Here is a 24,801-nt window from a genome sequence, read left to right on the forward strand (position 1 = left end):
TAACTCAGGATGGTTAGCATTGACCATTTTTTGAATTTTTCTCTACGCCCTTTTTTTCAGATTTTTACCCGCTTTGCAACCCCACTTCTTGAGAATGGTGCAAGATGTCAGTTTTAACGGGTTTTAGCTTTGAGCCGTGAAATAAATTTCACGGCTTTAGTTCACGACTCAAAAGTTAAGTGCCATTCAACCTACACGGGTTTTTAACTCAAGCTTCTCAAGCGACACCATGCTGCTTAAACCATGCCTGTAGGCGTTTCCAACCATCCTCAGCTTCCTCTTTCCGGTAGCTGGGGCGGTAGTCGGCAAAGAAACCGTGCGGAGTGTCTGGGTAAAGTACAATTTCCGAAGGACTCTCTGCGGCTTTGAGAGCTTGACGCATCTTTTCTACCGTCTCATTAGGAATTCCGTTGTCACTGCCGCCATAGAGTCCCAGAACTGGCGCTTTCAACTCATCTGCAATGTCAATGGGGTGTTGGGGAGTAAGGGGACTAGACTCGCTAACTAAGCGTCCGTACCAAGCAACTCCAGCTTTTAGATTCGGGTTGTGAGCAGCATACAGCCAAACGACGCGCCCACCCCAGCAAAAGCCTGTGATTCCGAGTTTATCTGCGTTCCCCTTACTTGATTTGGCTGCCCAAGCGACAGTTGCATCCAGATCAGACATGACTTGAGCATCTGGAACTTTTGAGACAACTGTGCTGATAATTTCCTGAACGTCGGTGAGTTTGGAGACATCGCCTTGACGGGCATAAAGTTCAGGCGCGATCGCTAAATAACCCATTGTGGCAAAGCGGCGGCATATATCTTGCAGATGTTCGTGTACGCCGAAGATTTCCTGCACTACTAACACTACCGGGAAATTGCTGCCAGTCGCAGGCATTGCCCTATATGCTGGAATTTCCCCATCTCCTACCGGAATCTTCACCTCACCCGCCACCAAACCTTTAGCATCTGTGGTGATAACTTGGGCAGAAATCGGGTGAACTGCTAGGGCAAATCCTGCGGCCAGCGTGGTTACAGCGATAAATTGTCTGCGTGTGAATTGCATTAGCGGTTTTTCTCCAACATATTCTTACAAAAGTGCGCTTATGTCACATGGTGGCGCTACACAAGCAAAGCCTGCCAACGCAAAGGCTTTATATAATTTAAGGCAGCAAAGACAAACTTCGTTGGCAAAGCATCCCGGCTAAGGCGATGTGGGCGACTGGCGAAATAGGTGGCTGTGTTCGGGATGGTAAAGACGCGAACGGCGTTTCTCCGTCGCCAGAGGCTCTTGCCCTGCCACATTCCCTAAAGCTGGACTAATTACATAAAGTGTGGTACGGATTAAATTTTCCTGCCTAGTTACAGCTGCCATTTGGTGCAGGGGAACTACCCAAATTTTTTCATCATGCCACCCTAAGCGAAAGCAAATCGCTACTGGTGTCTCGGCGGGGTAATGTTGCATCAGTTTCGCTTGTGCATCTTCGACATGACGCGCCGCCAGGTAAAGACATAAAGAAGCTTGATGCGCTGCCAGAGATGCTAACTCTTCTCGTTCTGGTACGGCGGAGGCGCTACCACTGATGCGAGTCAGGATAATAGTCTGTACCAATTCTGGTACAGTTAGTTCAACTTTGAGTTTGGCAGCAGCAGCTTGGAAGGCGCTGATGCCGGGGACGACTTCAAAAGGAATATCTGCCTCATTTAAGGCTTGCATTTGCTCGTGTACGGCACCGTAGAGACTAGGATCGCCAGAGTGGAGGCGGACTACAGATTTATGCGATCGCACTCTTTCGATCATCACTGGTAAAATCTCTTCGAGAGTTTTATTGCCAGTGCGGATAATCTCCGCGTCCGCACGCACACCCTGCAAAATCTTCACAGGAACCAGGGAATCAGCAAATAAAATTACATCTGCAACAGCCAGTAATTTTTGCGCCTTGACAGTCAATAAATCTGGATCTCCCGGCCCTGCACCGACGATGTAAACTGCTGGTGCCAAGGGAGGCAATGATTTTTCACAGATAGATTCAGTTACATCAGACACTGTAAAACCTCGGAAATGGGGATTGGGGATTGGGGATTGGAGAAACAGAGATTTTAATTTGTTGGTTTTGATGAGCCGCACCCGTGGTATCTATTATCTGAGATGCTGTAGAACAAAAAATTTGGCTTATTTGCGGCAATGTTCCGGGTTTTTCCGATTTTCCTAGTAATCAAGTAATGGTAGATGCACCCTGGTTTGGCTCTAGAGTTAATCTCTAGGGCTTTTTTTTTTGCAAAATTTCCTTTATCTTTTGAGGAATTGCTAATGTTGTGACCGCGTCCTTCAGATACCCGACTTCTTGAAGAAGTCGGGTATCTCGCCTTCTCACCTTCAGATTTGTGGACTTTTTCAAATCAATTAAATACACAGGAAAGAGGGAACAGAGAAGTTCATCAATTCTGCAAGGATTACTATATCCTGGTTATTCCGATTACCTAATGGCTAATGACTAATTTCATCAGCATTCTGATTATTGGGGGATGATACAACATCTGGCAGAGAGCGGCGGAATAGATAAAGCCAAGCTAAACCAGCTAATCCTAGAGTCATTCCACTCAGACTTATTACTTGAGCAATCCGCAGTGGGCCCAGCATCAGACTATCGGTACGTAATCCTTCAATCCAGACGCGGCCGGCACTATAAGCCACCATGTAAATTAAAGCGAGAGTACCCAATTTGAGGCGTGGTCTCTTCAAATCCCGAAAAAACAAAGTTATCAGTAATCCAAACACCATTAAATTCCAAAGGGATTCATAGAGAAAGGTAGGATGGAAATACTCAAAATTTTTGTACCCAGCCGGACGATTAGGGTAAGGAATAAAGAGTTTCCAGGGCAGATTTGTCGGACGACCGAAGGCTTCAGAATTGAAGAAATTGCCCCAACGTCCGATTGCTTGACCGAGAATCAAAGAGGGCGCTACCAAGTCGGCTAATTGCCAGAAGGGAATTTTTTGAAGTCGGGCAAAAATCAAAGCTGCCAAGCTACCGCCGATTATGGCTCCGTGAATGGCAATGCCACCTTTCCAGATCGCAATAATATCACCTGGCTTTTGGGCGTACTCTGACCACTGAAACAAAACATAGTAGAGTCGGGCGCTGGGAATTGCCGAAACGATTAGCCATAGTGCCAAGTCGCTGATTATGTCTGGGTTGACTTTACGGCGCTTTGCCAGATATTGAGAAAGGCTTACCCCAATTAATACTGCTGAGGCAATTAAAAGGCCGTACCAACGGATGGCTAAAGGCCCTAGTTCAACTAGAGTCGGGCCTGGGGAGGCAAATTGAAAAGCTAGAGGCAAAGTGGAAATATCAAGAAGCATGGGCTTTGGTTGATCGTATCTTGGGGATCGACCCGTTAATGTGCTTTGCTTTCATGTGAGCATCGCACTTCAATAGTGTATCGGATGCTTGCTTCGAGTCTTGTATTTCATGAGCTATACCCTACTCCACTTTTAAGCCAGAAGCTATAGCATAGAGATCCTAGAAAGATTTGCTGCTATGTCTCAAGTTACTCCTATGATTACTACCGATTCGTCTACCAAAACCTTAACTCGTCCCCTGTTGGGATTAACCCTGTCAGAATTAACCCAATGGGTTCAGGAACAGGGACAACCCGCTTACCGGGGACAGCAACTATATCAGTGGATTTATCAAAAAGGGGCGCGATCGCTTTCTGACATTACTGTATTTTCTAAACAGTGGCGCGACCAAGTAGCCGATTTCCCCATCGGACGCTCCACCCTACATTACCGCTCGGTCGCCCCAGACAAAACGGTAAAATATCTGCTGCGACTTGCTGACGGTCAAATTATCGAAACTGTTGGTATTCCCAGCGAAAAACGCTTCACTGTCTGCGTATCGTCTCAGGTGGGTTGTCCGATGGCGTGCGACTTCTGCGCCACTGGTAAGGGAGGTTTCATCCGCAACCTCGCCAAACATGAAATCATCGATCAGGTGTTGACGGTTCAAGAAGACTTCGGGCGACGAGTTAGCCACATTGTATTTATGGGGATGGGCGAACCGTTGCTGAATACAGATAATGTACTCGGTGCAATTGAATCTTTGAACAAAGATGTGGGAATTGGACAGCGGTGGATGACAGTTTCCACAGTGGGAGTACGCGATCGCATTCACCAACTCGCTAAACATCAACTGCAAGTCACTCTCGCCGTCAGCCTGCACGCCCCAAATCAGCCGCTACGCGAAAAACTCATCCCTACCGCACACCGCTATCCTCTAGACGAGTTATTAGCAGAATGTCGCGAGTACGTAGAGATAACTCGTCGTCGCATCTCTTTTGAATATATCTTGCTGGCGGGTGTAAACGACCTCCCAGAACACGCCGAACAATTAGGCAAACACTTGCGGGGTTTCCAGTGTCACGTTAACTTAATTCCCTACAATCCTATTCAAGAAGCCGATTATCAGCGTCCTAGTTCTATGCGGATTCAATCTTTTGTTTCCGCTTTGAAAAAGCAACATATTGCTGTTAGCATCCGCTACTCGCGTGGTTTGGAAGCAGATGCAGCTTGCGGACAACTTCGTGCCAGTAAAAAGTAAACTCTCATCGGTAATGTAAAAAGGCAAAAGAATTCTTTTGCCTTTTTTTACTGTTTATTTATGGGCGTATAGTCCAGGCGCATAAGCTTCTATCACTTTGCCCGTGAGAGAGCAAGTCACCATCAAGTAGTCGCAGCTGTGGCATTGTGTCCGAGTCAGATTACTACTATTAATATAGTAACGTTCCGCCGGACTGCCACAGTTTGGGCATCTAATTGCTTGGACTATTTCCATTTTTAAAGTCTTCATTTGAGTCAGTTTCTTAAAGTAAAAATTTGTCAAATTTAGCAGCAATGCCGCTAGATAAAAATGAGCTAAATTAACAATTTAGCTAAACTCAATGTTTTAAAAATTGTAAAGATTCAGAAGTAGAAATACAAAATTAATTGTATTGGTGTATGCCCTACGCCTCTACGCATAATGACTTTTTCTTGCTCTTTACTCCTGAAGGCTTACATAAAAAAGATTGAGCTTTCTTTTCTATTATGTCCCTATGATTCCTAATTAGCCAGCATATTTAAGGATTTTTAATTAATTCAGTCCTAAGAAATATAATCTATATCCTTTGATCCCCAGGCGGATTACCTGCATATAAAGGGCGTATTCGCCATAAATAGCCGTATTTAGACCTTTGAAAAGCCAATATAATTTAAAGATTGTGTAAAGTTTGCCTTACATTAAGCGCCGATTTGTATGTTTTTTTACACCAGTTAGAAATGTTTCTTTGCTAAAAATACAACCAGAAGGATATTTTTTTTATTAAAAATAAAAATATTGAAGGTTTAATTAATATTTTTCATCAGCCTGTGGATATATTCAAAAGTGACAAAAGATAGAGATAGACGCGATCGCCTACTTCAACGCACCTCTGCGTTAGCGTTGCGGCGCGACCGCGCTATCGCCAGCGTTTAAACTTAAAACCTCAGCTGGCGCGAAGTGCCATCATCAACGAAACGCTGTTCGCCCACACCAACAACTTGTACAATGGTTTCGCGACTTGGTGTCCATTGCCCTTGACGCGCTTCGATATCTACAATTGTTTCCAGCCCCTCAGAACTAACACGGTAAGTTGTAGTCGCCCAAGCACCATTTTGATATTCAAAAGTATGCCCATCATCTTCGTAAAGCGTAAATTCGCCATTTCCGGGGAAGATGCGAAGAGTAAGTTCCTCTAATGGACGCTCATCAACATACTGCATCACAGGCTGCATTGGGATAATCGCACCAGCACGCACGTAAAGCGGCATTTTTTCTAACGGTGCGTGTGCTAAAATATGCGTCGCTCCTTCGTAACGCTCTCCAGTCCACCAGTCGTACCAGGTACCTTGGGGAAGATACACAGCGCGGTATTCAACTCCCGGACGATAAACGGGTGCAGCCATCAGCGACGAACCGAGCAATACCTGATCGTAAAGTTTATAAGTGTGGGTATCGTTGGGGAAATGATACAGCAAAGGGCGCAAAATCGGTGCGCCTGTGGTCGCGGCTTCCCAGAAAAGAGTGTAGAAATAAGGTAGCAGCTGGTAGCGGAGATTAATGTATTCGCGGCAGATATTTTCTGTGCGATCGCCAAATACCCAAGGTTCGTGCTGCGCTGTCGTCATCGCCGAGTGTCCGCGCATCAGTGGGTACAGCATCCCCACTTGCATCCACCGCGCAAATAACTCAGCGGTGGCATTTCCGGCAAAACCGCCAACATCGCACCCGACAAAAGCCACACCCGATAGTCCCATATTACAGAGCATCGGCAGCGAGTTTTCCAGGTATTCCCACAACGATTGATTATCGCCCATCCATACGGAAGAGTAACGCTGAACGCCGGCAAAACCGGATCGGGTTAAGATAAACGAGCGCTGATTAGGACGCAATTTTTTCATGCCTTCATAAGCAGCTTGCGCCATTGACTGTCCGTATAAGTTATGAGTTTCGGTGTGGGTAGTGCGTTCTGCTTCGGAACCTTGCGGCGCATCGGGGGGAAACCAAATTTTTTCCCCCGGATCTCCGAAAGGACGATCTGCGATCGCTGGTTCGTTCATATCATTCCAAATCCCAGCAACACCCGCCTCAGTTAAGCTGCGGTGCAAATCACCCCACCACTCTCGCACTTCCGGACGCAAAAAGTCGGGAAAAACAGCTTTATCCGGCCAAACGTAGCCGTGGAATAACTCACCATCTGTCTTTCGCACAAAGTAGTCTTTTTCAACACCCGCGTCGAAAACGTGATAATCGCCTTCTGGCTCATACTTCACTCCCGGATCTATAATAGTCACCGTCTTGAAGCCATCCTGCGCCAGTTCGCTTACCAATTTTGCTGGTTCAGAGAATCGCTTCGGACTCCAGGTAAAAACCCGGTAGCCGTTCATGTAGTCGATATCTAGATGAATTACATCGCAGGGAATGCGACGTTTCCGAAATTCGGCTGCAAGTTCCCGCACCACATCTTCTGACTCGTAACTCCAGCGACATTGGTGATAACCAATAGCCCACTTCGGCGGTAACGGCATTCTACCGGTTAACTGGGTGTAGGTGCGAAGAATTTGCGCGGGTTCGGAACCATAAACGATGTAATAATCCAACTCATCGCTTCGCGTTTCCATCCGCAAGACTCCTGGTTCTTCTGCACCAATGTCAAATTGACTCCAGAATGTGGTGTTGAAGAAGATGCCATAATTAACATTTGGGCGCAGGGCGATAAAAAATGGGATGCAAGTGTACATCTCATCAGTGAGCGAGTCATAATCTAGAGCATCAAGTGTCCAGTTCGTCTTAACTTCGCTTAGTTTGTCGAGTAGTCGGGTGCGTTCGCCAAAGCCATAGAAATGTTCGTCAGCTTCGATGCGCTTCCAAGTTACGATCGCGCCTGTACGCCAAGCCATTCCCATACCAGTATCGTGCGCGATCGCTTGACCTGCTTGATCAAAACACTCTACACGACACTCGTTACGTTGAACGCGCACGCGAAGCTGTTCTGTTAAAATTTCTACCGCTGCATCAGTTTCTTTTACTTCAAACGGTACAACTGACCATTCTGCATCATCGGGTGTCACCGCCCAAGACCGACGCGGCATAAATTCGCCCTTTGGTGCCAAGCGTACCCGAATTAAATTTGCTGCTAGTATGCTGATGGCAAGACGCGAACCACCACAATCAAAATCTACACCCTGCTGGTGACGTTGTATTCCTTGTACTGCCCCTATAGTTGACCAAGATGCCCCTGTTGTGGGAAGTTTTCCAAAATATTGCGGCATAGTTTCTGGTTTTACAAATCAATATCGATTCCACCAGTTCCAATGGACAATATACCCACAGGCTGAATTACTTCGTCTGTAGGTTGGCGAATAAAAAACCTAACCCCCAACCCCTTCCCACCTCTTTCTAACCCTCTCCTAAGAGGAGAGGGAAGCCAAATAAATGTTTTATACGAGGAAGGGGAGAAAAAAACTCCTCCCCTAGCACCTGGTGGGCTGGGGAGAGGTCACAAACTCACAATTAATCCTGCAAAAGTTGTGTTGGAAACAGTACAGATTGCCCGTCCAAGGGTTAATAAAGATATAAAATCGAGCAAATTAAGTAACGCTGTCTTATGCTTTCGCAAATTGTGCGCCCAATGGTTCGCACTCAAATTCGGTCACTGGCTAACTCTTTGGCAACACGTTCCACACTGATTTCGACGATAGCCCAATGGCTGGGATTTCTTGGTGTACAGGCACAGGTGACTCACCTGGAGGCGGACTCTGACCAAAAAATTTCTATTTGTTTGACAGTAGGGAAACCCGAAGGGTGCGACTCTCACGACTGGCAGCAAATTGTCCACAATCTCAACCAAGGAGCAAATGATGTCCCAGTCGAGTATTTACAGCCTCAGTTGACACCTCAGCAACAAAGTAAGCTACAGCGGTTGTTTGCTTATTTAATTCAAGTTGCCGAACCGGAGGTGAGAGTTGGTTGGGAAATCCGATCTCATCAGCTGCAAGCACTGGGTTTAGATGAGCAAATGCTACTAGGCATCAGGTCGGCCCTGAAAGTTCCCCAGTCGCTTGACCGCCTGATGGCAGGAATTGATCCAGACTTAGCAGCGATCGCACTTCCCAAAGCTGTCAGCATTGCTTGGCTTGATGGACAAGTTAATTCCTCGGAAGACGACGCTTTAACTGCACTTTTGGAGGTGATGAAGCAACCTGCAAAAGTGTAGTCCATAGTCGAATTATTGCTAATCAATTACTAAGGCAATTTTCCCTGTAACTGACCCAGCTTCTAACATTTTGTGAGCTGCTGCTGCTTCTGCTAAAGGGAAGGTTTTACTAAGGTGAATTTTCAGCGAACCTTCATCAATCCAGGTTGCACATTGTTCTAAAATTTCTCCGTGATGCTGTTGCGCTTCCACAAGTCCCTGCAACATCGGAGTTAGCATCAGTTCAAAGCTGATTCTGAGATTGCGCGATCGCGCTGTCTTCCAATTAATATAAGCTGGGTCAGGCTCCAAAATCGTCACGACATCCCCGTAAACCCGCACCGCCGGAAAAGTTTTATAAAATGTTTCCCCGCCTATCGTATCAAAAGCTAAATCTACGCCCTCTCCTCCAGTCCAATCCAGAGTAGCTTGCACAAAGTCTGTTTCTTTATAAAAAATTACCTGATCCGCACCCAACTCGCGGACAAACTCAGCCTTTTCTTCAGAACTGACAGTAGTACAAACATCCGCACCTTTCAATTTAGCTAGTTGAATTGCTACATGACCAACACCACCAGCACCAGCATGAATTAATGCCTTCTCTCTAGGTTCCAAACGTCCTCGTTCATATAAGGCTTCCCAGGCGGTAATTAAAACTAGAGGTGCAGCAGCAGCTTCAGCAAAGTCCAACGATGCAGGTTTCTTAGCAACAAAATGCTCATCTACCACAGCTTTTTGTGCATAATTCCCCAATTTAGCACCCAGTCCACCACAGCAGAAATACACCTCATCCCCTACTTGAAATCGCTGCACCGCATCACCCACAGCTTCCACCACGCCAGCACCATCACAACCTAAAATAGCTGGCATTTGATCGGGATAAAAAGTGCCGCGTCCCCGCAATTTCGTATCAATTGGGTTAATTCCTGCTGCATGGAGACGCACCAAGATTTCTGTATCTTTTTCTATGGTGGGATCTGGTACTTCTTGAAGTTGTAAAACTTCAGCTTCGCCGGCTTCTGTCATCAAGACTGCTTTCATCTTTAATTCCGATAGCTTTTTGATAATATTTTACGCGATGTGCAAGTTTTATTAATTAAAATTATATTTTATTCTTTTGAATAAATTTTGATGGTTCTATAGTAATCCTAAATGATTCGTGAAACCCTGTAGGGACACGGCACTGCCGTGTCCCTACGCCAAGGCGAATACTCATTCACAACTTAAATAGGATTGCTATATAGTAGAATATTGCTTGTATAGAAGGAAAAAATATTCGATTAACTTCCTCCTCTCAGCTTAAGTTGGTAGCGAGTTTATTAGCGAGTTAATCGCTCTAATTCCTACTAACGCCACCAAACATCCTAAGCTTATAATACTCGCAGGGCGCAAGATGCCCTGTAACTGTTGCAAGCTTCGATCTAACTCGCTTTCGTAATATTCCCCCATTTTTCGCAACGCCTCGTCGAGATTTCCTGTTTCTTCGCCAGTACGAATATACTGAATTGCAACTGGCGGTAATTTGCTTTGTAAACTTTCGCTGAGGGTTCTTCCGGCGCGAATTTGTCGAGAAGCTTTCGCGACATGGGTTGATATTTGAGGATCGGGGATATGCGATCGCAATAATTCTAAGGCGGTGAGGATAGGGATACCGCAACTTAAGGGCAACGCCAACTCGGTAAAATAAAGTAGCGATCGCGTTTGGATTATTTTCCCCAAAACGGGAAGTTTCGCTGCTAACCGCTGTAACCCTCTACCTGGAAAGCGAAAACTCAACAAACTTACACCAACTAAAAGCAATGCTAACCCAATACTGCACAGCCAAAAACCAGGATGGGTGAGATTTTGGGGGTTACGTTTAAAAATTGCAGCTGCGAGTACCAACAGACTCCAAATCAGCGCGATCGCGCTTTGCAGTACCGAACGATACAGGCGTTCTCGTTTGGCTTTGGTAAAGTGTGCGATCGCTAGTTTTTTAAAAGCTTCTGTTAGCGATCCACTATATTCTGAATAGCCTATCAAGCTTATCGTCCAACTGTCAAAATATCGAGAATCAAGAGCAAGCGCCCCCGCCAAACTTTGACCTGCTCCCACAGCTACTGCTACTTTCTGTAAATAGCTTCCAAAAGCAGAATTTTGACCTTTTCCCGCCAAGTTTAAGCTTTGCTGTATCGACATGGCATTCAGCAAACTTGCGAATTGTTGAAAAAATAGAGCCTTTTGTTTGGTTGTTAATTTTGCTGGTAGAGGCACTGTTAAATTTATTATTGCTGTTTACAATAATTCTAGTAGGTTGAGGGGCGCGGTGTTTCAAGTAACAAAACCCCCCAAATCCTACTTTAAGCTTTTTTAGGCATTACTAGATCGGCAATTACGGGCAGATGATCTGACCCCACATCCCTACCTCTGCGAAAATTTTTAACCTGAATTTCTGGACTGACTAAACAATGATCTAAGGGAATATAAACCCACGGAATAGGAGTTTTCCATGTTGGTAGGATGCCAAATCCCTGCCGAGTGTTAATAAGTCCGGCATTATCTACCATTCTTTGGTAGAACGGCGACCACATAGTTGTATTCAAATCTCCAATTAACACAACTAGATTTTTAATTCTAGGAACATAATCTCCTATCGCTTTAAACTGCTGATTACGCTGTTTAAAAGAAGAGTTTGTAGTGGGGATATTAGGATGAGTGGCGATAATTGACACCACTTTTCCTTGAATAGTTACATCTGCCAGTAAAGCAGGTCTACCTTCTCCCAAAGATTTTATTTGGGTGTTTTCCAGAGGCACTTTACTATAGATTTGTAGATTTAGGCTTTTTTCGGGCATTTTTGATGTAAAAGTGTATGGAAGAATATCTTGTAATTTTTCTAACTCTTTTGACCAAAGATTGTTGACTTCTAAAAAAACAGCAACATCTGGTTTTTCTTCTCTGACTAGCGAAATGACTCTAGAATGACTTTCATTTTTATAATATACATTCGATAGTAGAAATCTAGAACTTTTTTGTAATTGTTCAGATGCTATTGCTGGCTGAGGAATATACCAAGGCAGAACCTCAAGCAAGTTTAAAATTATACAAAGTATCGTAATAATAAATAAAAGTTTTTTCCTGCGTTGTCTGAGTAAAAATAAAATAAAAGGACAAAAGCTAAGAATTAAATATTGAAGCTTGAAATGGGAAGTAAGTTCTAATAATTTGTGGAATCTTCCAAAATAACCAGCCAGAGAGAAAAGGGCTAGGACAACAGTTAAGAAGGTAAATTCTTTTTTGAGGAGGCGTTTTCCTTGAGGAAAAGGGCGGATAGGGTTTTTAGTGACAGCCCATTTGAGCTTAATTTTTAAGTCAGTAGAAAGTGGGAAATTGTCAATCTCTTTAAGGAGGGTTTCTTCGGGTTCAGAGTTGCAGCGCTTTTGATAAAACCAGATTAGCAAACCATCAACAACAATTTTACTCAAAGCGTTGGCAATTAATCCGGCAATTACTAAAATTATCAAACCAGCCCCTGCACCCAAGGGAGAACCGAGCTTTCCCAGCGCTGTGCTAATAGTTGCGTCACCGACTGAACCAGGCAATTTCGTCAGGAGTATGAAACCTGGCAATGATAGAGTGATTAGGATTCTGGCGATCACATCCATCGATTATCTTGGTGTATAGTGCGTCCGGTAGTATAGCTATTCCCCAAAGAGTGCTGGATACGTTCTTTCAGGGGAGCAAAAAGCGATCGCGCTGGTGACAATCGCCAATAACATTTAAAAATTCGCAGTTTTTGGGCTAAGGAACCAGTAAAATTGCCTTAAGCTAGCTGAGACTTATCCCCCGTGATTGCAATTTATCCAGGCAGCTTCGATCCGATTACCCTCGGTCACTTGGACATCATTAAGCGCGGCTGTCGCCTTTTTGAGCAGGTGATCGTCGCCGTGCTGCGTAATCCTAACAAAACGCCACTGTTTACAGTGGAGGAGCGGATAGAGCAGATACGCATATCTACCCAAGGCTTGCAAAATCTAGAAGTAGACAGCTTTGATGGTTTGACGGTTAATTATGCCAGAATACGGGGGGCAGGTGTGCTGCTGCGCGGTTTGCGGGTGCTTTCTGACTTTGAACATGAGCTACAGATGGCTCACACTAATAAAACGCTTTTCGAGCAGATTGAGACGGTTTTTCTGGCTACTTCTAACGAGTACAGTTTCTTAAGTAGTAGCGTAGTGAAAGAGATTGCCAGATTTGGCGGCTCTGTTGATCATCTTGTTCCCCAGCACGTCGCCTTAGATATCTACCGATGTTACGCCAAGACTCTTCCCGACTCGACCCCGACAGTAGTGGACGCTTCCCGGAAAATGAATTACCCGATAGTGGATCATCCGGTGTAGATATTCAGGGGGAACTCGACCGAATTGAGGAAATGATTCTCGATAGTAGGCGCATCCCTTTAACTGGTATCCGCTTGATTGATGAGGAACCGTTGCTGGATCAGTTGGATCTGGTGCGGATTAATTTGCCATCGGCTTTTCAGGAAGCGGAAGAAATTGTCCGCCAGAAAGAAGAAATTCTCCTGCAAGCTGAGGAGTATGCACAGCAGATCATTGAGGCGGCTGAACGACGCGCCGATCAGATTTTGGATGAAATGGGCATTATCCGACAAGCCGAACGGGAAGCTCAACAAATCCGGCAAGCTGTGCAGCAGGAGTGCGAAGCGATGAGCGAGCAAACAATCTCTGAGATTGAGCGAATGCGCCTACAAGCACAACAGGAACTACAAGAGATGCGATCGCTTGCTATGCAAGAAGCTGAAGACATTCAAAACGGAGCTGACGATTACGCCGATCGAGTTCTGGTAAATATCGAGCAGCAGCTTAACGATATGTTAAAGGTAATCCGCAACGGTCGGCAACAGTTGCAAAGTGATGTTCCGACTCCACGTAACTCCCATACTGATGCTGGTGGTTCCTCAACCCGCACTTCCCCAAATTCACCTAAAAAATAAGCAACGTTAGTTTCTTTCGAGCCTCTGCCTCCCCCAAAGGCGAGAAAAGCTCTAGTAGTAAGGCAGTCGCTTCACTACTAGAGCTTTCTTCGGCAAAGTTGTTTCAAAAGACCCGACTTCTTAGAGAAGTCGGGTCTTTTGCCTTCACGAATTATTTAGGACTGCTGTAGCATTCCCAGTCGGAGACTCTTAACGAGACTAGATTACATAACTATTTGCTACTAATTTGCCATTGTTGCTAAAAATGCCTAATGGTTTAACATAGCCCATTTCTTCTAGCTTCAATATCACTTTTTCCATGCTTTGAGCTATGCTTTCGGCGTTTGTACAACATTCTACTTCCGGGTTGAGAGGCGGCTCATAAGGGTCATCAATACCAGTGAACTGTTTAATCTCTCCAGCCCTAGCTTTCTTATACAAGCCTTTAACATCGCGCTGTTCGCAAGTTTCTAGCGGTGCATTGACATAGACTTCAACAAAATCCCCGATACGCGATCGCACTTCTTCTCTAATTTCCCGATACGGTGAAATTGCTGAAGTAATTACTATTACCCCATTCCGCGTCAGCAGTTGAGACACAAAACCAATGCGGCGGATGTTCTCGTCCCGATCCTGTTTACTAAATCCCAAATCCTTAGTTAGGTTTTCGCGCACAATGTCACCGTCGAGAATCTCAACCTTGTATCCCCGTGCCTGTAAAGCTTGGGCTACTGCCTTGCTAATGGTGGTTTTACCTGCACCGCTTAAACCCGTAAACCAAACGGTTACACCACGCTGTTGTCTTTCCATTTTGCCTCACTGAATTTTTAAGTGTGCTTCCCTGTGAATACAGGCGATTCCAGAAAATTTAGCTTAAGAGCATCGGTAGATCAAATAAGCTTTCTGTACGCCTCAATTTAGTATTCCCCGCCATAAAGACGAAATTTGCACCCTAAAAGTTTTCAAGTAACAAGTATAAGCTAAGACTTTCATTTGCTTTGGCTACGGGGAAACTGGACAGAAGGGGACAAGAGACTACAAGCGCTACAGAGGAAATTCCCAATCCCCACTTCCTTTTTGCTCAAGATAAACACCCTCAAAGCCTGTGTCTTTTACACTGGTTAAGAAAAGAGAGTATTTGCCATCATGACATTTGATTACGATTTATTTGTGATTGGGGCGGGTTCTGGCGGTCTAGCGGCATCAAAACGGGCGGCTAGCTATGGGGCAAAGGTAGCGATCGCAGAAGGAGATTTAGTCGGCGGTACCTGCGTCATCCGTGGCTGTATTCCCAAAAAGCTCATGGTCTACGCCTCTAAATTTTCCCACCTGTTTGAGGATGCCGCAGGCTATGGCTGGACTGTGGGAGAGAGAAGCTTAAACTGGGAGCATCTGATGACGACTATCGACAAGGAAGTCCACCGTCTGAGTCAGTTGCATATTGGATTTTTGGGAAAAGCTGGGGTGGAGTTAATTAAGAGTCGTGCCACTTTGGTAGATCCTCATACCGTAGAAGTTGATGGAAAAAGGTACAGCGCTGACAAGATTTTGATTGCAGTGGGTGGGGAAGCCATCAAGCCGAATTTACCAGGGATGGAACACGCCATCACGTCCCGCGAGATATTTCTCCTCAAGGAACAGCCGAAGCACATCGTCATTATTGGCGCTGGCTATATTGCTGTAGAATTCGCTTGTATTATGCACGGACTGGGATCGAAAGTCAGTTTGTTGCTTCGAGGCGATCGCATTCTCAAAGGTTTTGATGACGATATTCGCGCTAGCATTCAGGATGCCATGAGCCATCACGGCATCAACATTATCACGAATGTTACCGGGAAAGGCATTGAAAAAACCCCAGAAGGTCTGAAGGTTGCCTTTACCGAAAAAGGCAAAGACGTGGATACAACCCTGACCGCAGACCAAGTTCTAGCCGCCATTGGTCGCGCACCTTTGTTGGGAAAACTTGGTTTGGAGAATGCGGGGGTTAAGGTTGTTAATTGTGAGGACGAAGATTTACCCAGGTTGCACGGCTACAGCGTCAACTGTGCCATTGAAGTCGATGAGTACAGCCGCACCAACCAGCCGAATATTTTCGCTGTAGGCGATTGCACGAACCGGATCAATTTAACGCCCGTCGCCATTGGCGAAGGTCGCGCTTTTGCCGATACTGAATTTGGCAACAATCGCCGGGTATTCAATCACGAAAATGTTGCCTCCGCCGTATTTACCCAGCCAGAAGCCGCTACGGTGGGAATCAGCGAAGCCGATGCGCGGAAAAAGTTGGGCGATGACAACGTACAAATTTATCGCGCCCGATTCCGTCCTCTGTTCCACAGTTTGACGGGCGCGGATGAGAAAGTCACGGTCAAGTTAGTAATTGACAAAAATACCGACCGCGTGCTAGGTGCTCACATGGTGGGCGACTATTCAGCGGAGGTGATTCAAGGAATCGCGATCGCAGTCAACATGGGAGCCACCAAAAAAGACTTCGATGCTACCGTTGGCATTCATCCTTCGACAGCAGAAGAGTTCGTCACTCTGCGATAAATTCCCCCTACTGTGTTATTATCCCCCCGCTCCTGAAACTTTCTAGGGGCGGGTGTTGCTATTTAAGTTATCTGTTGGACTTAGAGAATCTCAATCGCTATTAAATTATGTTATGTAGCAATCCTATTTGAGGTGTGAGCCAGCCCTTCAGTTCCCCGACTCTAAGAAGTCGGGGATCTAGCCTTGAGGAATCATTTAGGAGTGCTATATCTATGGCTGCTAATGAGTGCCTCGGCTGCTCATGAATAATTACTAACTATTAATCGACCATCAACGAAGCAATTATCGAGACATAGTATTATATTTAATCTATTATTCCTCGTTCTCACCAAAGTTAAGTGTTTCTTCGGATGCTCTTTCTGCACTTCTTTGTATATCGATAGGTCTATTTAACACGCATCCGGCATTATCCGGACTAAGATTACAACCATTTATATCTGGAGTTAAACTAGATAAAAAACCTGCGCCCATTCCCAGCATTAAAGCAGTTCCAGCAGTAGCTATAGATAAATTTTGGTAAGTCTTAATCATATTTACTGAGATTGGCTAAACACGTAAATCAATATACTTATAATTACGAAATTTTCAGGTAAAGTTTTAGCAAATAGAATCAAAAATCAGTAAATTTTCGATAAAGGCTTTAAGGACTTGGGCAAATTTTAAGTAGATATTTTTGACAGGTTGCCATAAATAATTAGAGATAACAAATAAAAGCCGTATTTATACTTAAGTGTTTACCACATTCTTCCGCCTTCAGTTTTGAGTGCTTACGTAGTTATACGGATAAAGTTAAGAATAAGCATAGCTACTTAAAATTCTCTGAGTGAATTTGAAAGCGGCGGTATGGTGTATTAGTCATAAAAGAGCGATCGCCTGCACCAGCATCAAAAGAAGTTAGCGATCGCAGAAGGATATCTAGTCTGCGGTACCTGCGTTCATCCGTGGCAGCCTTCTCGAAGAGTAAGCCAACAAATTGCACCAGTGCTGGGTTGAGTTCACGAAACCCAGCCTACACATCCGAGATTTGTCAGTCAATCAGCCCATCTAACCTACCGCCTCAATCACACTGCCAAATCTTGATAGTTTTGTCATTACTACCACTGACAATCGTTTTACCATCAGGACTAAAGGCAACTGACCCAATACTCTCTGAATGTCCCGAAAGAGTATTGATCAATTCTCTTGTCCCCAAATGCCACAATTTAATTGTTTTGTCGTTACCACCACTAGCAATAATTTGCCCATCAGGACTGAAAGCAACACTGCGAACACCGCTTGTATGCTCAGAGAATGTGTGGAGTAGGCTGCCAGTGTGAAAACTCCAAATTTTGATGGTGTTGTCCGCACTGCCACTAGCCAAAGTCTTTCCATCAGGACTAATGGCGACTGACCAAACATAATTTAAATGTTCAGTGAGGGTTCGGATTGCTTTTCCAGTGCTTAAATCCCATATTTTGATAGTTTTGTCGCTACTCCCACTAATTAAGTTCTGTCCATCGGAACTAAAAATAATAGGACAAACAGCCTCTTTATGACCCGTAAGAGTACAAATTACCTCGCCAGTGTTAAAGTCCCATATTTTGATAGTTTTGTCCTTACTGCCACTAGCGACAGTTTTACCATTGGGGCTAAAAGCAACACAATGAAGCTCGTCTGAATGTTCAGTAAATGTTACCCCTGTACGTGAATACCACAGTTTAATAGTATTATCGGCACTGCCACTAGCGAGAGTTTGCCCATCAGGGCTAAAAGCAAGTGAAGAAACACTACCTGAATGTCCGGTGAAGGTGCAAATAGAATCTCCAGTGGTCAAATCCCAAATTTTGATGGTGTTGTCTGCACTGCCACTAGCAATTTGACCATCAGCGCTAATAGCGACAGAATAAACATGATTTGAATGCCCAGAGAGAGTATTTGCACATCTCCAGGGCTGAGTTTTACTAGTTTCCCAATCTGCCAGCAATTTTAAGTCAGTATTATAGGCTTTTTGATACTGTTGCTGAGTCAGCTTAAGCTTATCAGTAATTGTTTTTGACCAGGCGTTCGGAATCTCTGAGTCTAAATTAAATAGCTGAGGTTCATAATTTGGGTCGATGTTGAGGTAGTACCAATCTGCTAAAAAAGCTGCTAACAGCTTGTGAAGGGTGACAATTGTCTGCCGAATGATGCGAAGACTTTGAATTTCATCATTTCCGGCTTCCTGTAGTTGCTTTTTTGCCTCTTCCCAGTTCCAAGGCTCAAACGACAAGGAAACTGTATCTTGCAGTCCCCAGAACCGAACATTAAAGTAAACTTCATGATCGGTAATGTCGCTGTAAATAATTGCCGTAGGGACAGCAGCCAAAATAGTCTCCAACTGTTTGACTTCTGCATCAAAAATCGAACGCTCAAAATACTTCCCGTAAAACTCAACAGGGCAGATTTCGCCGTCTAGGGAATAATGTCGTTCCAGAAATCCTTTTAATTGATTGCGAACCTCTTTTTTTAGGCTGTCACGGAATGATAGTGGAAAATCATCGCTGATATCTGGTGGTGGAACCAACATCAGTAATCGAGGTTTTTTTTGCTCATCACCAAAAATCCGTTCAACTTCATCACGACTCAAAACACCAGGCCATTTTTGCTGATCGAAAATAGCCTGAATTTCTTTTTGCTTGAGTTCAATTTCTTTTGCAGTCTTCTCCCGCATCAGTTCTAGATACAAGGAACTCATCTGACGCTTGTCTGCCAATTCCTCTGCTTTTAGTTGCAGTTCTCGTTCTGTGAGCTTAAGGGAGCGTTCTTCGCGTTCAGCACTTGCCGATTCAATCTGGAGGTCTGCTTTCAAGCGGAGGTCTTGAAGTTCTAGTAAATTCTGCTCTCTTGCCTCTCTGCGCCGATAGTAGTCAATTTCTGCCTGACGCGCTCGCTGATCTAATCTAACTTCCTGAACTTTAGTAGGAAGATTAGATGTCTCATCGACAACATTTTTAAAAAATGTTGAAGCAATTCTACCAGCAGCACTAGCAACAAATCCGACGACAGCACCAATAATATTAAATGGCATAAAATTTAAATTTGAGAAAATTTCTAGTTATCGCTAAATCTGGGTCATTAGCTTGATATGTTCAAGTGTAGCCCAGCCCTAAGTGGGAGTCACTGGTTGAGAAGAGCGTGGGATGGAGTTGTGCGATCGCATCTTTGAACCTTTTGGCCAGCAGCCCAGTCTAAAGTCTCGTCCATCAAACAGCGGTGAGTGGAGATGCAATCGGTGTCATCTGTACCAATCGATGCGCTAACCAACGATCAACCCAACGACAAGCGCGACACCGACGCCAACCTCATCAAGCGTTGCAAGGAAGGCGACACACAGAGCTTTCGACAGCTTTATCTGCGTCATCAGCAGCGAGTCAGGTCAACTATTTATCAACTTTGTGGCACCTCATCCCTGGATGATTTAGTGCAAGAGGTCTTCCTTCGCGTCTGGAAAGGATTACCAAAGTTGAGGGAAACATCTCAATTTTCCACCTGGCTTTATCGCATCAGCTGGAATGTCGCGTCCGACCAGCGGCGACAGTTTGCACAAGCGTATTCCCAGAGGCAAACCCTGACAAATTCTCTGCCAGTCGAGCAGTCAGCTCCCGATTTGATGCACCTGCACTATCAGGATATTGTGCAGCGCGGACTCAATGAACTAAGTTTCGATCATCGCGTTGTACTGGTTTTGCACGACTTGGAAGACGTTCCGCAAAAAGAGGTAGCAACTATCTTGTCGATTCCAGTAGGTACAGTGAAGTCTCGCCTCTTCCATGCTAGAACGTTGATGCGGCAATTTTTCCAGCAACAAGGAGTCCAACTATGACTCAGTTTCCTAATGATGACAAACGTTTGGTAGAGTTTCTACGCCAAAACCAGGGTGATGTTCCAACGGCTGCACCAGGTTTAGAGAGCAAGATTATGCAGGCGGTGGCGTCTTCGCCTAGACAATCGCACAAGCGGCGGCAGATGTGGATTGTACCACCAGCGATCGCTGCTTGTCTGCTAGCGGCTGTAACAGGATATCTGATGCTGGTGCCTACCACAGCATCCGTTAAAACTGCCGAGTTAGAAGCATTTATGGAAAATAACTGGGATAGCGTCGTAGACGAAAGCCCAGAGACATCCAAAAGCCAAGATCCAGAAGCCTCTTGGTGGCTTGCAGACAATAACAATTAATTAGTCAGTAGAAAATAACTGATAACTGACAACTCACAATTAACAACCAACCCTAACAAAGGATTTCATTTCCATGTCACTAAGTCGTGTTTCTCTTGTAGCCGTTCTCATGCTATCTATGGGTAGCAGCGCGGCTTTTGCCACTCCTACGCTGTTACCCCAAACGGTTGCACAAACCCCCGGCGATTCCACCAGTCCTCAACCGCAGCGTCGTAAAAATCGGGATTCGTTCCTTCAGGAACTTAATTTAACCCCGCAGCAAATGCAGCAGATGCAGGCAATGCAGGCTAGATACAAACCCCAAATTTCCCAACGCGCACAAGCCATGCGTCAAGCTAAGCAAGAGCTGGCTTCGCTGATGAGCAGCACTACAGCTTCCACTAGCCAAATTACCGCTAAAAATCAGCAAGTTGAACAGTTGGCGCAGCAGATAAGACAGTTGAAGTTTGAAAGCATGATGGCGATGCGGGAAATTATGACTCCAGAGCAACGCACTAAGTTTGCCCAACTGATGCAACAGCGTCGGCAAAATTACCAAAATCGGGCTGGGAAAAGAAACGCACAATAGGGGCTGGGGGCTGGGGACTAGGGACTAGGTAAGACTTTTCCTAATCCCCAATTCTCAATTCCCAATCCCCTATCCCCAATGACCAATTACATTTATCTACACGGATTTGCTTCTAGCCCGAAATCTGCAAAAGCTGAATATTTCTTACGTCGCTTCCAATCTCTAAATATTTCCCTAAAACTCCTCGACCTCAATCAAGGCGACTTTTCTCACTTGACAATAACACGACAAATAGAACAAGTTGCCGCCGAATTTCCTACAGATGAAACACCAGTAACTTTAGTTGGTTCCAGTTTAGGCGGTTTAACTGCTGCACATACCTCACAAAAATATTCAAAAGTCAAACAATTAGTTTTATTAGCTCCAGCCTTTGGGTTTCTCTCCCACTGGGTGCCAAGATTAGGGGAAGAACAAGTGCAACGCTGGCAGGAGGAGAAGTATTTGCAGGTGTATCACTATGGAGACAAGCGATCGCTTCCTCTACATTACAAGTTTGTCACCGACGCTTCCCAATATCTGGACGAACACCTACAACGGCCAATTCCCACCCTGATCCTACACGGGCGTTACGATGAAGTCATTCCGATCACAGCCAGCCGTAACTATGCAGCCTCACGCCCTTGGGTGGAATTAATCGAACTAGAAGACGATCACAGCTTGGGCAACGTCCTGTCTGAGATGTGGAAATTGATTCAAGCCTTCTGCCAGTTGTAGTAGGTTGACTCCTTGGAACCTCACCCAACACCGAAACTTTCTTTTTACTGCACCCCGATTTATCGGGAAGTTTAGGCGATCGCATGAGTACCTAAAAAAATTAAACCCGCCACAAGAGAGGCGGGTTTATCAACGAAATGAACGGTCAGAATACTCAAACGAAAGACAAAAAGTTAATGACAATTAGGATTACTTTAACTTACTAGAGTGGGCTGAACTCGCAACGAACCTTTTTCTAACTTTGCCTCTCTTCCACCAATTCAGGCAGTAATTTTAGCTCTACGTCCAACAACTCAATAAAAGAAGCGAATGAGTTTGAACGCCATGCTAATTTGTATTGATAGCAACCAGATTCGGCGTTGCGTGGGATGAGAGCGGGAGGCACAGGCTCAAATCCGAAGTTTGTTATCGAAGTTTCGTACTTCGTTGTGCCTATATTTAAGTTACCACCTAATTTTGACTAAAAGCTCGATATTTAATAAAATTCATACTCCTTTATCTGATGCAACGATTTGAAAATGTTTGTTTATAAACTGAAGAATAAGGGCGGGTTTCAAACCCGCCCTTATTAGAAGAAAGTGGCTTTTAACGCTTACTGACCTGAAGAACTACCGCCTGATGTAGTGCCAGTTGTCCCACCAGTGGTAGAAGTGCCGCTTGGCGTGGTGCCAGTTGTCCCGCCAGTGGTAGAAGTGTCTCCTGGTGTGGTGCCAGTTGTTCCGCCAGTGGTGCTACCCGGTGTCGTAGTAGTGCTGCCGTTGGTGGTGCTGCTACCTGGTGTCGTAGTAGTGGTGCCGGTGGTGCTGCCACCCGGTGTCGTAGTAGTGGTGCCGTTGGTGCTGCCACCCGGTGTCGTAGTAGTGGTGCCGTTGGTGGTGCTACTACCTGGTGTGGCACCATTGGTAGAAGTGCGACCTGGTGTGGTAGTGGTGCTGCGGTTGGTAGAAGTACCAGAAGTACCTGTTCGGTTTTGGCTTTGTGGTTGAGCAGGAGCTTCGTTAATAATTGTCGTGTTGTTTGGTCGAGCTGGCTGTTGGCTAGAAGGCGCAGGAGAAACATTAACGTTAACATCTGGCGCTTTTTGAGCAGGCGGTGCTGCTTGTCGCTGAGGAACCGGAACTGGAACCGCTTTTTCAACAACTCTTTCTCTGATTATGGTGTTAGTTTCGCCTGACTCTTGAGAAGCATCAGATGAACTAGAAGGTGCCGTTGAGTTCGGCGAAACTGAAGGCACAGGTGAAGCTGTAGGTACAGGTACAGGTACAATCTGAGCTGGTGGATTGTATTGTTCTACCTGATTATTTCGCTGGTTGAGGAGGAAGAGACTACCGAGGGTTAGACCCAGCAGAGAGGTAAGACCAATTCCTAGCAATAAGCCACGAGCAGCATTGTTATTATCGCGGACTTCTTGTACTTCATCTTGGCGGTGGTGTTCAGTAACTCGACCATGTACGTAGCCATCCCGGTAAGAGTTCGCCTTGGCAGGATCTACGGTGTTATTTGTATGAACTGTTTTATTGGTGTGAACCTGACTGTTCGGGTTCGGGTTAACTTCAGGCTTGTCGTTATTGCGATTTTGTAGGTTAGACATGGTTACTACTAAAACTCCTGAATGAATAGATTTTTAAAACTTGTGTATTTTCAGTAGATGTGAGCAACATCTGATGTACTCCATCGCCCTTGCTTTATTTGATTTTTGATGCTTGACTCTTTGTTACTGCTTTGAGATGGAGTATCGTTGAGGGCAGGCACTATAAGCAGAGAATCTTCATTTTTGTGAGCTATAAAGAAGAGAGCGGCAACAAGAAAACTTATAATCGACGTGAGGCTAAGATTCATTAGCCCATTAATAACGGCATTGTTATTTTTATCAGCTAAGTAACTCCGTTCCTGAAAACGACGCTCAGAAGCTCGATTTTGAAGGTTGCTATTCCGGGAGGTAAACCGATGAGGATTAGCTTTTCCCTGATTCACCGATTCTGGCGTCTGATTTGTATCGGTTTTAGGGTAGTTGCACATGGGGAAAAGATCGAACTTGTAATTTAGCTGAGGACACAGAGAACACCCTGAAATTCGTAGGCGATCGCATTCGGCTAAGAAGTTATTTCACCTAGCTTTTTGTCCTGTAAGCAATAAGATATCCGCTGGAAACTACCAAATCGCTCTATCTGGAAAGGTATTATGTACTACACCCAAGGATTGACCTTCCTCAGTAGTTCCTTGGCGTTGTCAGGTTCTAACAACCTTTCAATGACTGATCTCTAACGCAATAGAGCGCTCCAGGTGGCGGGGCCAACAACACCGTCGGCGGTTAGCTTAAATCTCTGTTGAGCGGCTATGACGGCTGCTTGGGTAGGAGCATCAAAGACACCGTTAACTGCTCTTCTGTAAAGGCCAAGAGTTCGCAATCGCTGTTGCAATGTGGTGACGGCGGGGCCTTGCATTCCCACTCGGAGAATGGGAAAGTCAGTCGCGGATCTGGTAGCCTGGTTTACCCGTGCTTGTGGAGTTGGGCGGGGTGTTGGCTGACGGTTGGGGGTTCTGGGGGTTCTGGGGGTTCTGGTAGGTGTTGTCTGACGCTGGGGGACTCTAACTGCGGGACGGGGAGTTGCTGCTGGAGTAGGAGTGGCGGCGGCTGTTGTTGTGGTTGGGACAGGAAAAGATGCGGCTCCTGTAGTTGATGTGGGTGCTGGTGTTGGGGCGGGTGTCGTTGCTGCGACTGTTGCTGACGGTGGGGATGTAGGAAATAAGCGTCTCCAGGTTTCTGCACCAACGACTCCATCAGGCTTTAATCCAGCTGCTTGCTGAAACCGGGAGACTGCGATCGCTGTACTATCTCCATACACGCCATTCACTTCGCCAGTATAGTAACCCAAGAGTTTGAGAACTGCCTGGAGTTCACTCACTGCACCACCTTGGCTTCCAGTTTTTAAGTTTGGGCGGTTGATTGCTGTCGGAGTTGTCTGGGCAAAAGAAGGCAAATTGTTAAAGGCAAAAGGCAAAAGTAAAAAGGCAAAAGGCAAAAGAAATAATTTTTTCATCG

General features: G+C 45.3%; 24 protein-coding genes. 9 read left to right on the top strand and 15 right to left on the bottom strand.

Annotation, left to right across the window (positions count from 1 at the left end):
• Positions 1-217 precede the first annotated feature (217 nt).
• The 3 genes from NDI42_RS07050 to lgt form a co-directional block, all read right to left on the bottom strand.
• On the bottom strand, positions 218-1,051 hold the full coding sequence (locus NDI42_RS07050) for a dienelactone hydrolase family protein (protein ID WP_190452139.1): 834 nt from the start codon (positions 1,049-1,051) through the stop codon (positions 218-220).
• A gap of 138 nt (positions 1,052-1,189) precedes the next feature.
• A complete protein-coding gene (gene cobM, locus NDI42_RS07055) occupies positions 1,190-2,032 on the bottom strand; it encodes a precorrin-4 C(11)-methyltransferase (RefSeq protein ID WP_190452328.1) in 843 nt (280 codons plus the stop codon).
• A gap of 441 nt (positions 2,033-2,473) precedes the next feature.
• Positions 2,474-3,352, bottom strand: a complete 879-nt coding sequence (gene lgt, locus NDI42_RS07060; RefSeq protein ID WP_190452141.1) for a prolipoprotein diacylglyceryl transferase — start codon at positions 3,350-3,352, stop codon at positions 2,474-2,476.
• Positions 3,353-3,530: 178 nt separating this feature from the next.
• On the opposite strand from lgt, the gene rlmN reads away from it, so the two are divergent.
• A complete protein-coding gene (rlmN, locus tag NDI42_RS07065; RefSeq protein ID WP_190452143.1) occupies positions 3,531-4,592 on the top strand; it encodes a dual-specificity RNA methyltransferase RlmN in 1,062 nt (353 codons plus the stop codon).
• A gap of 54 nt (positions 4,593-4,646) precedes the next feature.
• Here the strand turns inward: rlmN and NDI42_RS07070 are convergent, their stop codons facing one another.
• The gene (locus NDI42_RS07070) at positions 4,647-4,826 is read right to left on the bottom strand and encodes a replication restart DNA helicase PriA (protein ID WP_190452330.1); all 180 of its coding nucleotides are present in this window, start codon (positions 4,824-4,826) and stop codon (positions 4,647-4,649) included.
• 680 nt (positions 4,827-5,506) lie between these two features.
• Positions 5,507-7,840 carry a glycoside hydrolase family 31 protein gene (locus tag NDI42_RS07075; protein ID WP_190452145.1) on the bottom strand — a complete coding sequence of 778 codons (2,334 nt, stop codon included), beginning with the start codon at positions 7,838-7,840 and terminating at the stop codon, positions 5,507-5,509.
• A gap of 335 nt (positions 7,841-8,175) precedes the next feature.
• Between NDI42_RS07075 and NDI42_RS07080 the strand changes: the two genes are divergently transcribed.
• Positions 8,176-8,784 carry a hypothetical protein gene (locus NDI42_RS07080; protein ID WP_190452146.1) on the top strand — a complete coding sequence of 203 codons (609 nt, stop codon included), beginning with the start codon at positions 8,176-8,178 and terminating at the stop codon, positions 8,782-8,784.
• 18 nt (positions 8,785-8,802) lie between these two features.
• On the opposite strand, the gene NDI42_RS07085 is transcribed toward NDI42_RS07080, so the two are convergent.
• From NDI42_RS07085 to NDI42_RS07095, 3 genes are all read right to left on the bottom strand, one after another.
• Complete coding sequence (locus NDI42_RS07085) at positions 8,803-9,804, bottom strand: zinc-dependent alcohol dehydrogenase family protein (RefSeq protein ID WP_190452147.1); 1,002 nt, start codon at positions 9,802-9,804, stop codon at positions 8,803-8,805.
• A gap of 258 nt (positions 9,805-10,062) precedes the next feature.
• A complete protein-coding gene (locus NDI42_RS07090) occupies positions 10,063-11,016 on the bottom strand; it encodes a type II secretion system F family protein (RefSeq protein WP_190452150.1) in 954 nt (317 codons plus the stop codon).
• 86 nt (positions 11,017-11,102) lie between these two features.
• Positions 11,103-12,407 (bottom strand): endonuclease/exonuclease/phosphatase family protein, encoded by a 1,305-nt coding sequence (locus NDI42_RS07095; RefSeq protein WP_190452152.1) that lies wholly within the window; start codon positions 12,405-12,407, stop codon positions 11,103-11,105.
• A 183-nt stretch (positions 12,408-12,590) separates the two neighbouring features.
• Here NDI42_RS07095 and coaD point away from each other — a divergent pair, with 183 nt between their 5' ends.
• Both coaD and NDI42_RS07105 read left to right on the top strand, forming a co-directional pair.
• A complete protein-coding gene (gene coaD / locus NDI42_RS07100) occupies positions 12,591-13,142 on the top strand; it encodes a pantetheine-phosphate adenylyltransferase (RefSeq protein ID WP_190452153.1) in 552 nt (183 codons plus the stop codon).
• Positions 13,052-13,756, top strand: a complete 705-nt coding sequence (locus tag NDI42_RS07105) for a F0F1 ATP synthase subunit B (RefSeq protein WP_190452155.1) — start codon at positions 13,052-13,054, stop codon at positions 13,754-13,756. The genes coaD and NDI42_RS07105 overlap by 91 nt, the downstream gene beginning before the upstream one ends.
• A 198-nt stretch (positions 13,757-13,954) precedes the next feature.
• Here NDI42_RS07105 and cysC read toward each other — a convergent pair whose 3' ends face one another.
• On the bottom strand, positions 13,955-14,545 hold the full coding sequence (cysC, locus tag NDI42_RS07110) for an adenylyl-sulfate kinase (protein ID WP_190452157.1): 591 nt from the start codon (positions 14,543-14,545) through the stop codon (positions 13,955-13,957).
• 336 nt (positions 14,546-14,881) lie between these two features.
• Between cysC and gor the strand changes: the two genes are divergently transcribed.
• A complete protein-coding gene (gor, locus tag NDI42_RS07115; RefSeq protein WP_190452159.1) occupies positions 14,882-16,282 on the top strand; it encodes a glutathione-disulfide reductase in 1,401 nt (466 codons plus the stop codon).
• A gap of 312 nt (positions 16,283-16,594) precedes the next feature.
• On the opposite strand, the gene NDI42_RS07120 is transcribed toward gor, so the two are convergent.
• From NDI42_RS07120 to NDI42_RS07130, 3 genes are all read right to left on the bottom strand, one after another.
• Positions 16,595-16,813 (bottom strand): hypothetical protein, encoded by a 219-nt coding sequence (locus NDI42_RS07120; RefSeq protein WP_190452161.1) that lies wholly within the window; start codon positions 16,811-16,813, stop codon positions 16,595-16,597.
• Positions 16,814-17,087: 274 nt separating this feature from the next.
• Positions 17,088-17,261 carry a hypothetical protein gene (locus NDI42_RS07125; protein WP_190452163.1) on the bottom strand — a complete coding sequence of 58 codons (174 nt, stop codon included), beginning with the start codon at positions 17,259-17,261 and terminating at the stop codon, positions 17,088-17,090.
• A 78-nt stretch (positions 17,262-17,339) separates the two neighbouring features.
• Positions 17,340-19,328, bottom strand: a complete 1,989-nt coding sequence (locus NDI42_RS07130) for an eIF2A-related protein (protein WP_190452165.1) — start codon at positions 19,326-19,328, stop codon at positions 17,340-17,342.
• Positions 19,329-19,532: 204 nt separating this feature from the next.
• On the opposite strand from NDI42_RS07130, the gene NDI42_RS07135 reads away from it, so the two are divergent.
• The 4 genes from NDI42_RS07135 (at position 19,533) to NDI42_RS07150 (ending at position 21,758) form a co-directional block, all read left to right on the top strand.
• On the top strand, positions 19,533-20,123 hold the full coding sequence (locus tag NDI42_RS07135) for a sigma-70 family RNA polymerase sigma factor (protein ID WP_348253502.1): 591 nt from the start codon (positions 19,533-19,535) through the stop codon (positions 20,121-20,123).
• Entirely contained in the window at positions 20,120-20,476 is a 357-nt protein-coding gene (locus tag NDI42_RS07140; RefSeq protein ID WP_190452167.1) for a hypothetical protein, read from the top strand. The genes NDI42_RS07135 and NDI42_RS07140 overlap by 4 nt, the downstream gene beginning before the upstream one ends.
• Before the next feature lie 73 nt (positions 20,477-20,549).
• A complete protein-coding gene (locus tag NDI42_RS07145) occupies positions 20,550-21,044 on the top strand; it encodes a Spy/CpxP family protein refolding chaperone (RefSeq protein WP_190452169.1) in 495 nt (164 codons plus the stop codon).
• Between the two features lie 78 nt (positions 21,045-21,122).
• Positions 21,123-21,758: a YqiA/YcfP family alpha/beta fold hydrolase gene (locus tag NDI42_RS07150; RefSeq protein ID WP_190452171.1), complete on the top strand. Its 636-nt coding sequence runs from the start codon at positions 21,123-21,125 to the stop codon at positions 21,756-21,758.
• A 592-nt stretch (positions 21,759-22,350) separates the two neighbouring features.
• Here the strand turns inward: NDI42_RS07150 and NDI42_RS07155 are convergent.
• The 3 genes from NDI42_RS07155 to NDI42_RS07165 form a co-directional block, all read right to left on the bottom strand.
• Complete coding sequence (locus NDI42_RS07155; protein ID WP_190452173.1) at positions 22,351-23,349, bottom strand: hypothetical protein; 999 nt, start codon at positions 23,347-23,349, stop codon at positions 22,351-22,353.
• Between the two features lie 50 nt (positions 23,350-23,399).
• On the bottom strand, positions 23,400-23,777 hold the full coding sequence (locus NDI42_RS07160) for a hypothetical protein (protein ID WP_190452174.1): 378 nt from the start codon (positions 23,775-23,777) through the stop codon (positions 23,400-23,402).
• Between the two features lie 242 nt (positions 23,778-24,019).
• Positions 24,020-24,799 (bottom strand): peptidoglycan-binding domain-containing protein, encoded by a 780-nt coding sequence (locus NDI42_RS07165; RefSeq protein ID WP_190452184.1) that lies wholly within the window; start codon positions 24,797-24,799, stop codon positions 24,020-24,022.
• Positions 24,800-24,801: the final 2 nt, after the last annotated feature.

The organism is Funiculus sociatus GB2-C1 (genome assembly GCF_039962115.1).
Lineage (GTDB): Bacteria > Cyanobacteriota > Cyanobacteriia > Cyanobacteriales > FACHB-T130 > Funiculus > Funiculus sociatus.

Bases quoted from the DNA above. Each gene is read 5' to 3' on its own strand.
- NDI42_RS07050 (WP_190452139.1), bottom strand. From the start codon at position 1,051: ATGCAATTCACACGCAGACAATTTATCGCTGTAACCACGCTGGCCGCA.
- lgt (WP_190452141.1), bottom strand. From the start codon at position 3,352: ATGCTTCTTGATATTTCCACTTTGCCTCTAGCTTTTCAATTTGCCTCC.
- rlmN (WP_190452143.1), top strand. From the start codon at position 3,531: ATGTCTCAAGTTACTCCTATGATTACTACCGATTCGTCTACCAAAACC.
- NDI42_RS07070 (WP_190452330.1), bottom strand. From the start codon at position 4,826: ATGGAAATAGTCCAAGCAATTAGATGCCCAAACTGTGGCAGTCCGGCG.
- NDI42_RS07075 (WP_190452145.1), bottom strand. From the start codon at position 7,840: ATGCCGCAATATTTTGGAAAACTTCCCACAACAGGGGCATCTTGGTCA.
- NDI42_RS07080 (WP_190452146.1), top strand. From the start codon at position 8,176: ATGCTTTCGCAAATTGTGCGCCCAATGGTTCGCACTCAAATTCGGTCA.
- NDI42_RS07085 (WP_190452147.1), bottom strand. From the start codon at position 9,804: ATGAAAGCAGTCTTGATGACAGAAGCCGGCGAAGCTGAAGTTTTACAA.
- NDI42_RS07095 (WP_190452152.1), bottom strand. From the start codon at position 12,407: ATGGATGTGATCGCCAGAATCCTAATCACTCTATCATTGCCAGGTTTC.
- NDI42_RS07105 (WP_190452155.1), top strand. From the start codon at position 13,052: ATGTTACGCCAAGACTCTTCCCGACTCGACCCCGACAGTAGTGGACGC.
- cysC (WP_190452157.1), bottom strand. From the start codon at position 14,545: ATGGAAAGACAACAGCGTGGTGTAACCGTTTGGTTTACGGGTTTAAGC.
- gor (WP_190452159.1), top strand. From the start codon at position 14,882: ATGACATTTGATTACGATTTATTTGTGATTGGGGCGGGTTCTGGCGGT.
- NDI42_RS07120 (WP_190452161.1), bottom strand. From the start codon at position 16,813: ATGATTAAGACTTACCAAAATTTATCTATAGCTACTGCTGGAACTGCT.
- NDI42_RS07130 (WP_190452165.1), bottom strand. From the start codon at position 19,328: ATGCCATTTAATATTATTGGTGCTGTCGTCGGATTTGTTGCTAGTGCT.
- NDI42_RS07140 (WP_190452167.1), top strand. From the start codon at position 20,120: ATGACTCAGTTTCCTAATGATGACAAACGTTTGGTAGAGTTTCTACGC.
- NDI42_RS07145 (WP_190452169.1), top strand. From the start codon at position 20,550: ATGTCACTAAGTCGTGTTTCTCTTGTAGCCGTTCTCATGCTATCTATG.
- NDI42_RS07150 (WP_190452171.1), top strand. From the start codon at position 21,123: ATGACCAATTACATTTATCTACACGGATTTGCTTCTAGCCCGAAATCT.
- NDI42_RS07155 (WP_190452173.1), bottom strand. From the start codon at position 23,349: ATGTCTAACCTACAAAATCGCAATAACGACAAGCCTGAAGTTAACCCG.
- NDI42_RS07160 (WP_190452174.1), bottom strand. From the start codon at position 23,777: ATGTGCAACTACCCTAAAACCGATACAAATCAGACGCCAGAATCGGTG.
- NDI42_RS07165 (WP_190452184.1), bottom strand. From the start codon at position 24,799: ATGAAAAAATTATTTCTTTTGCCTTTTGCCTTTTTACTTTTGCCTTTT.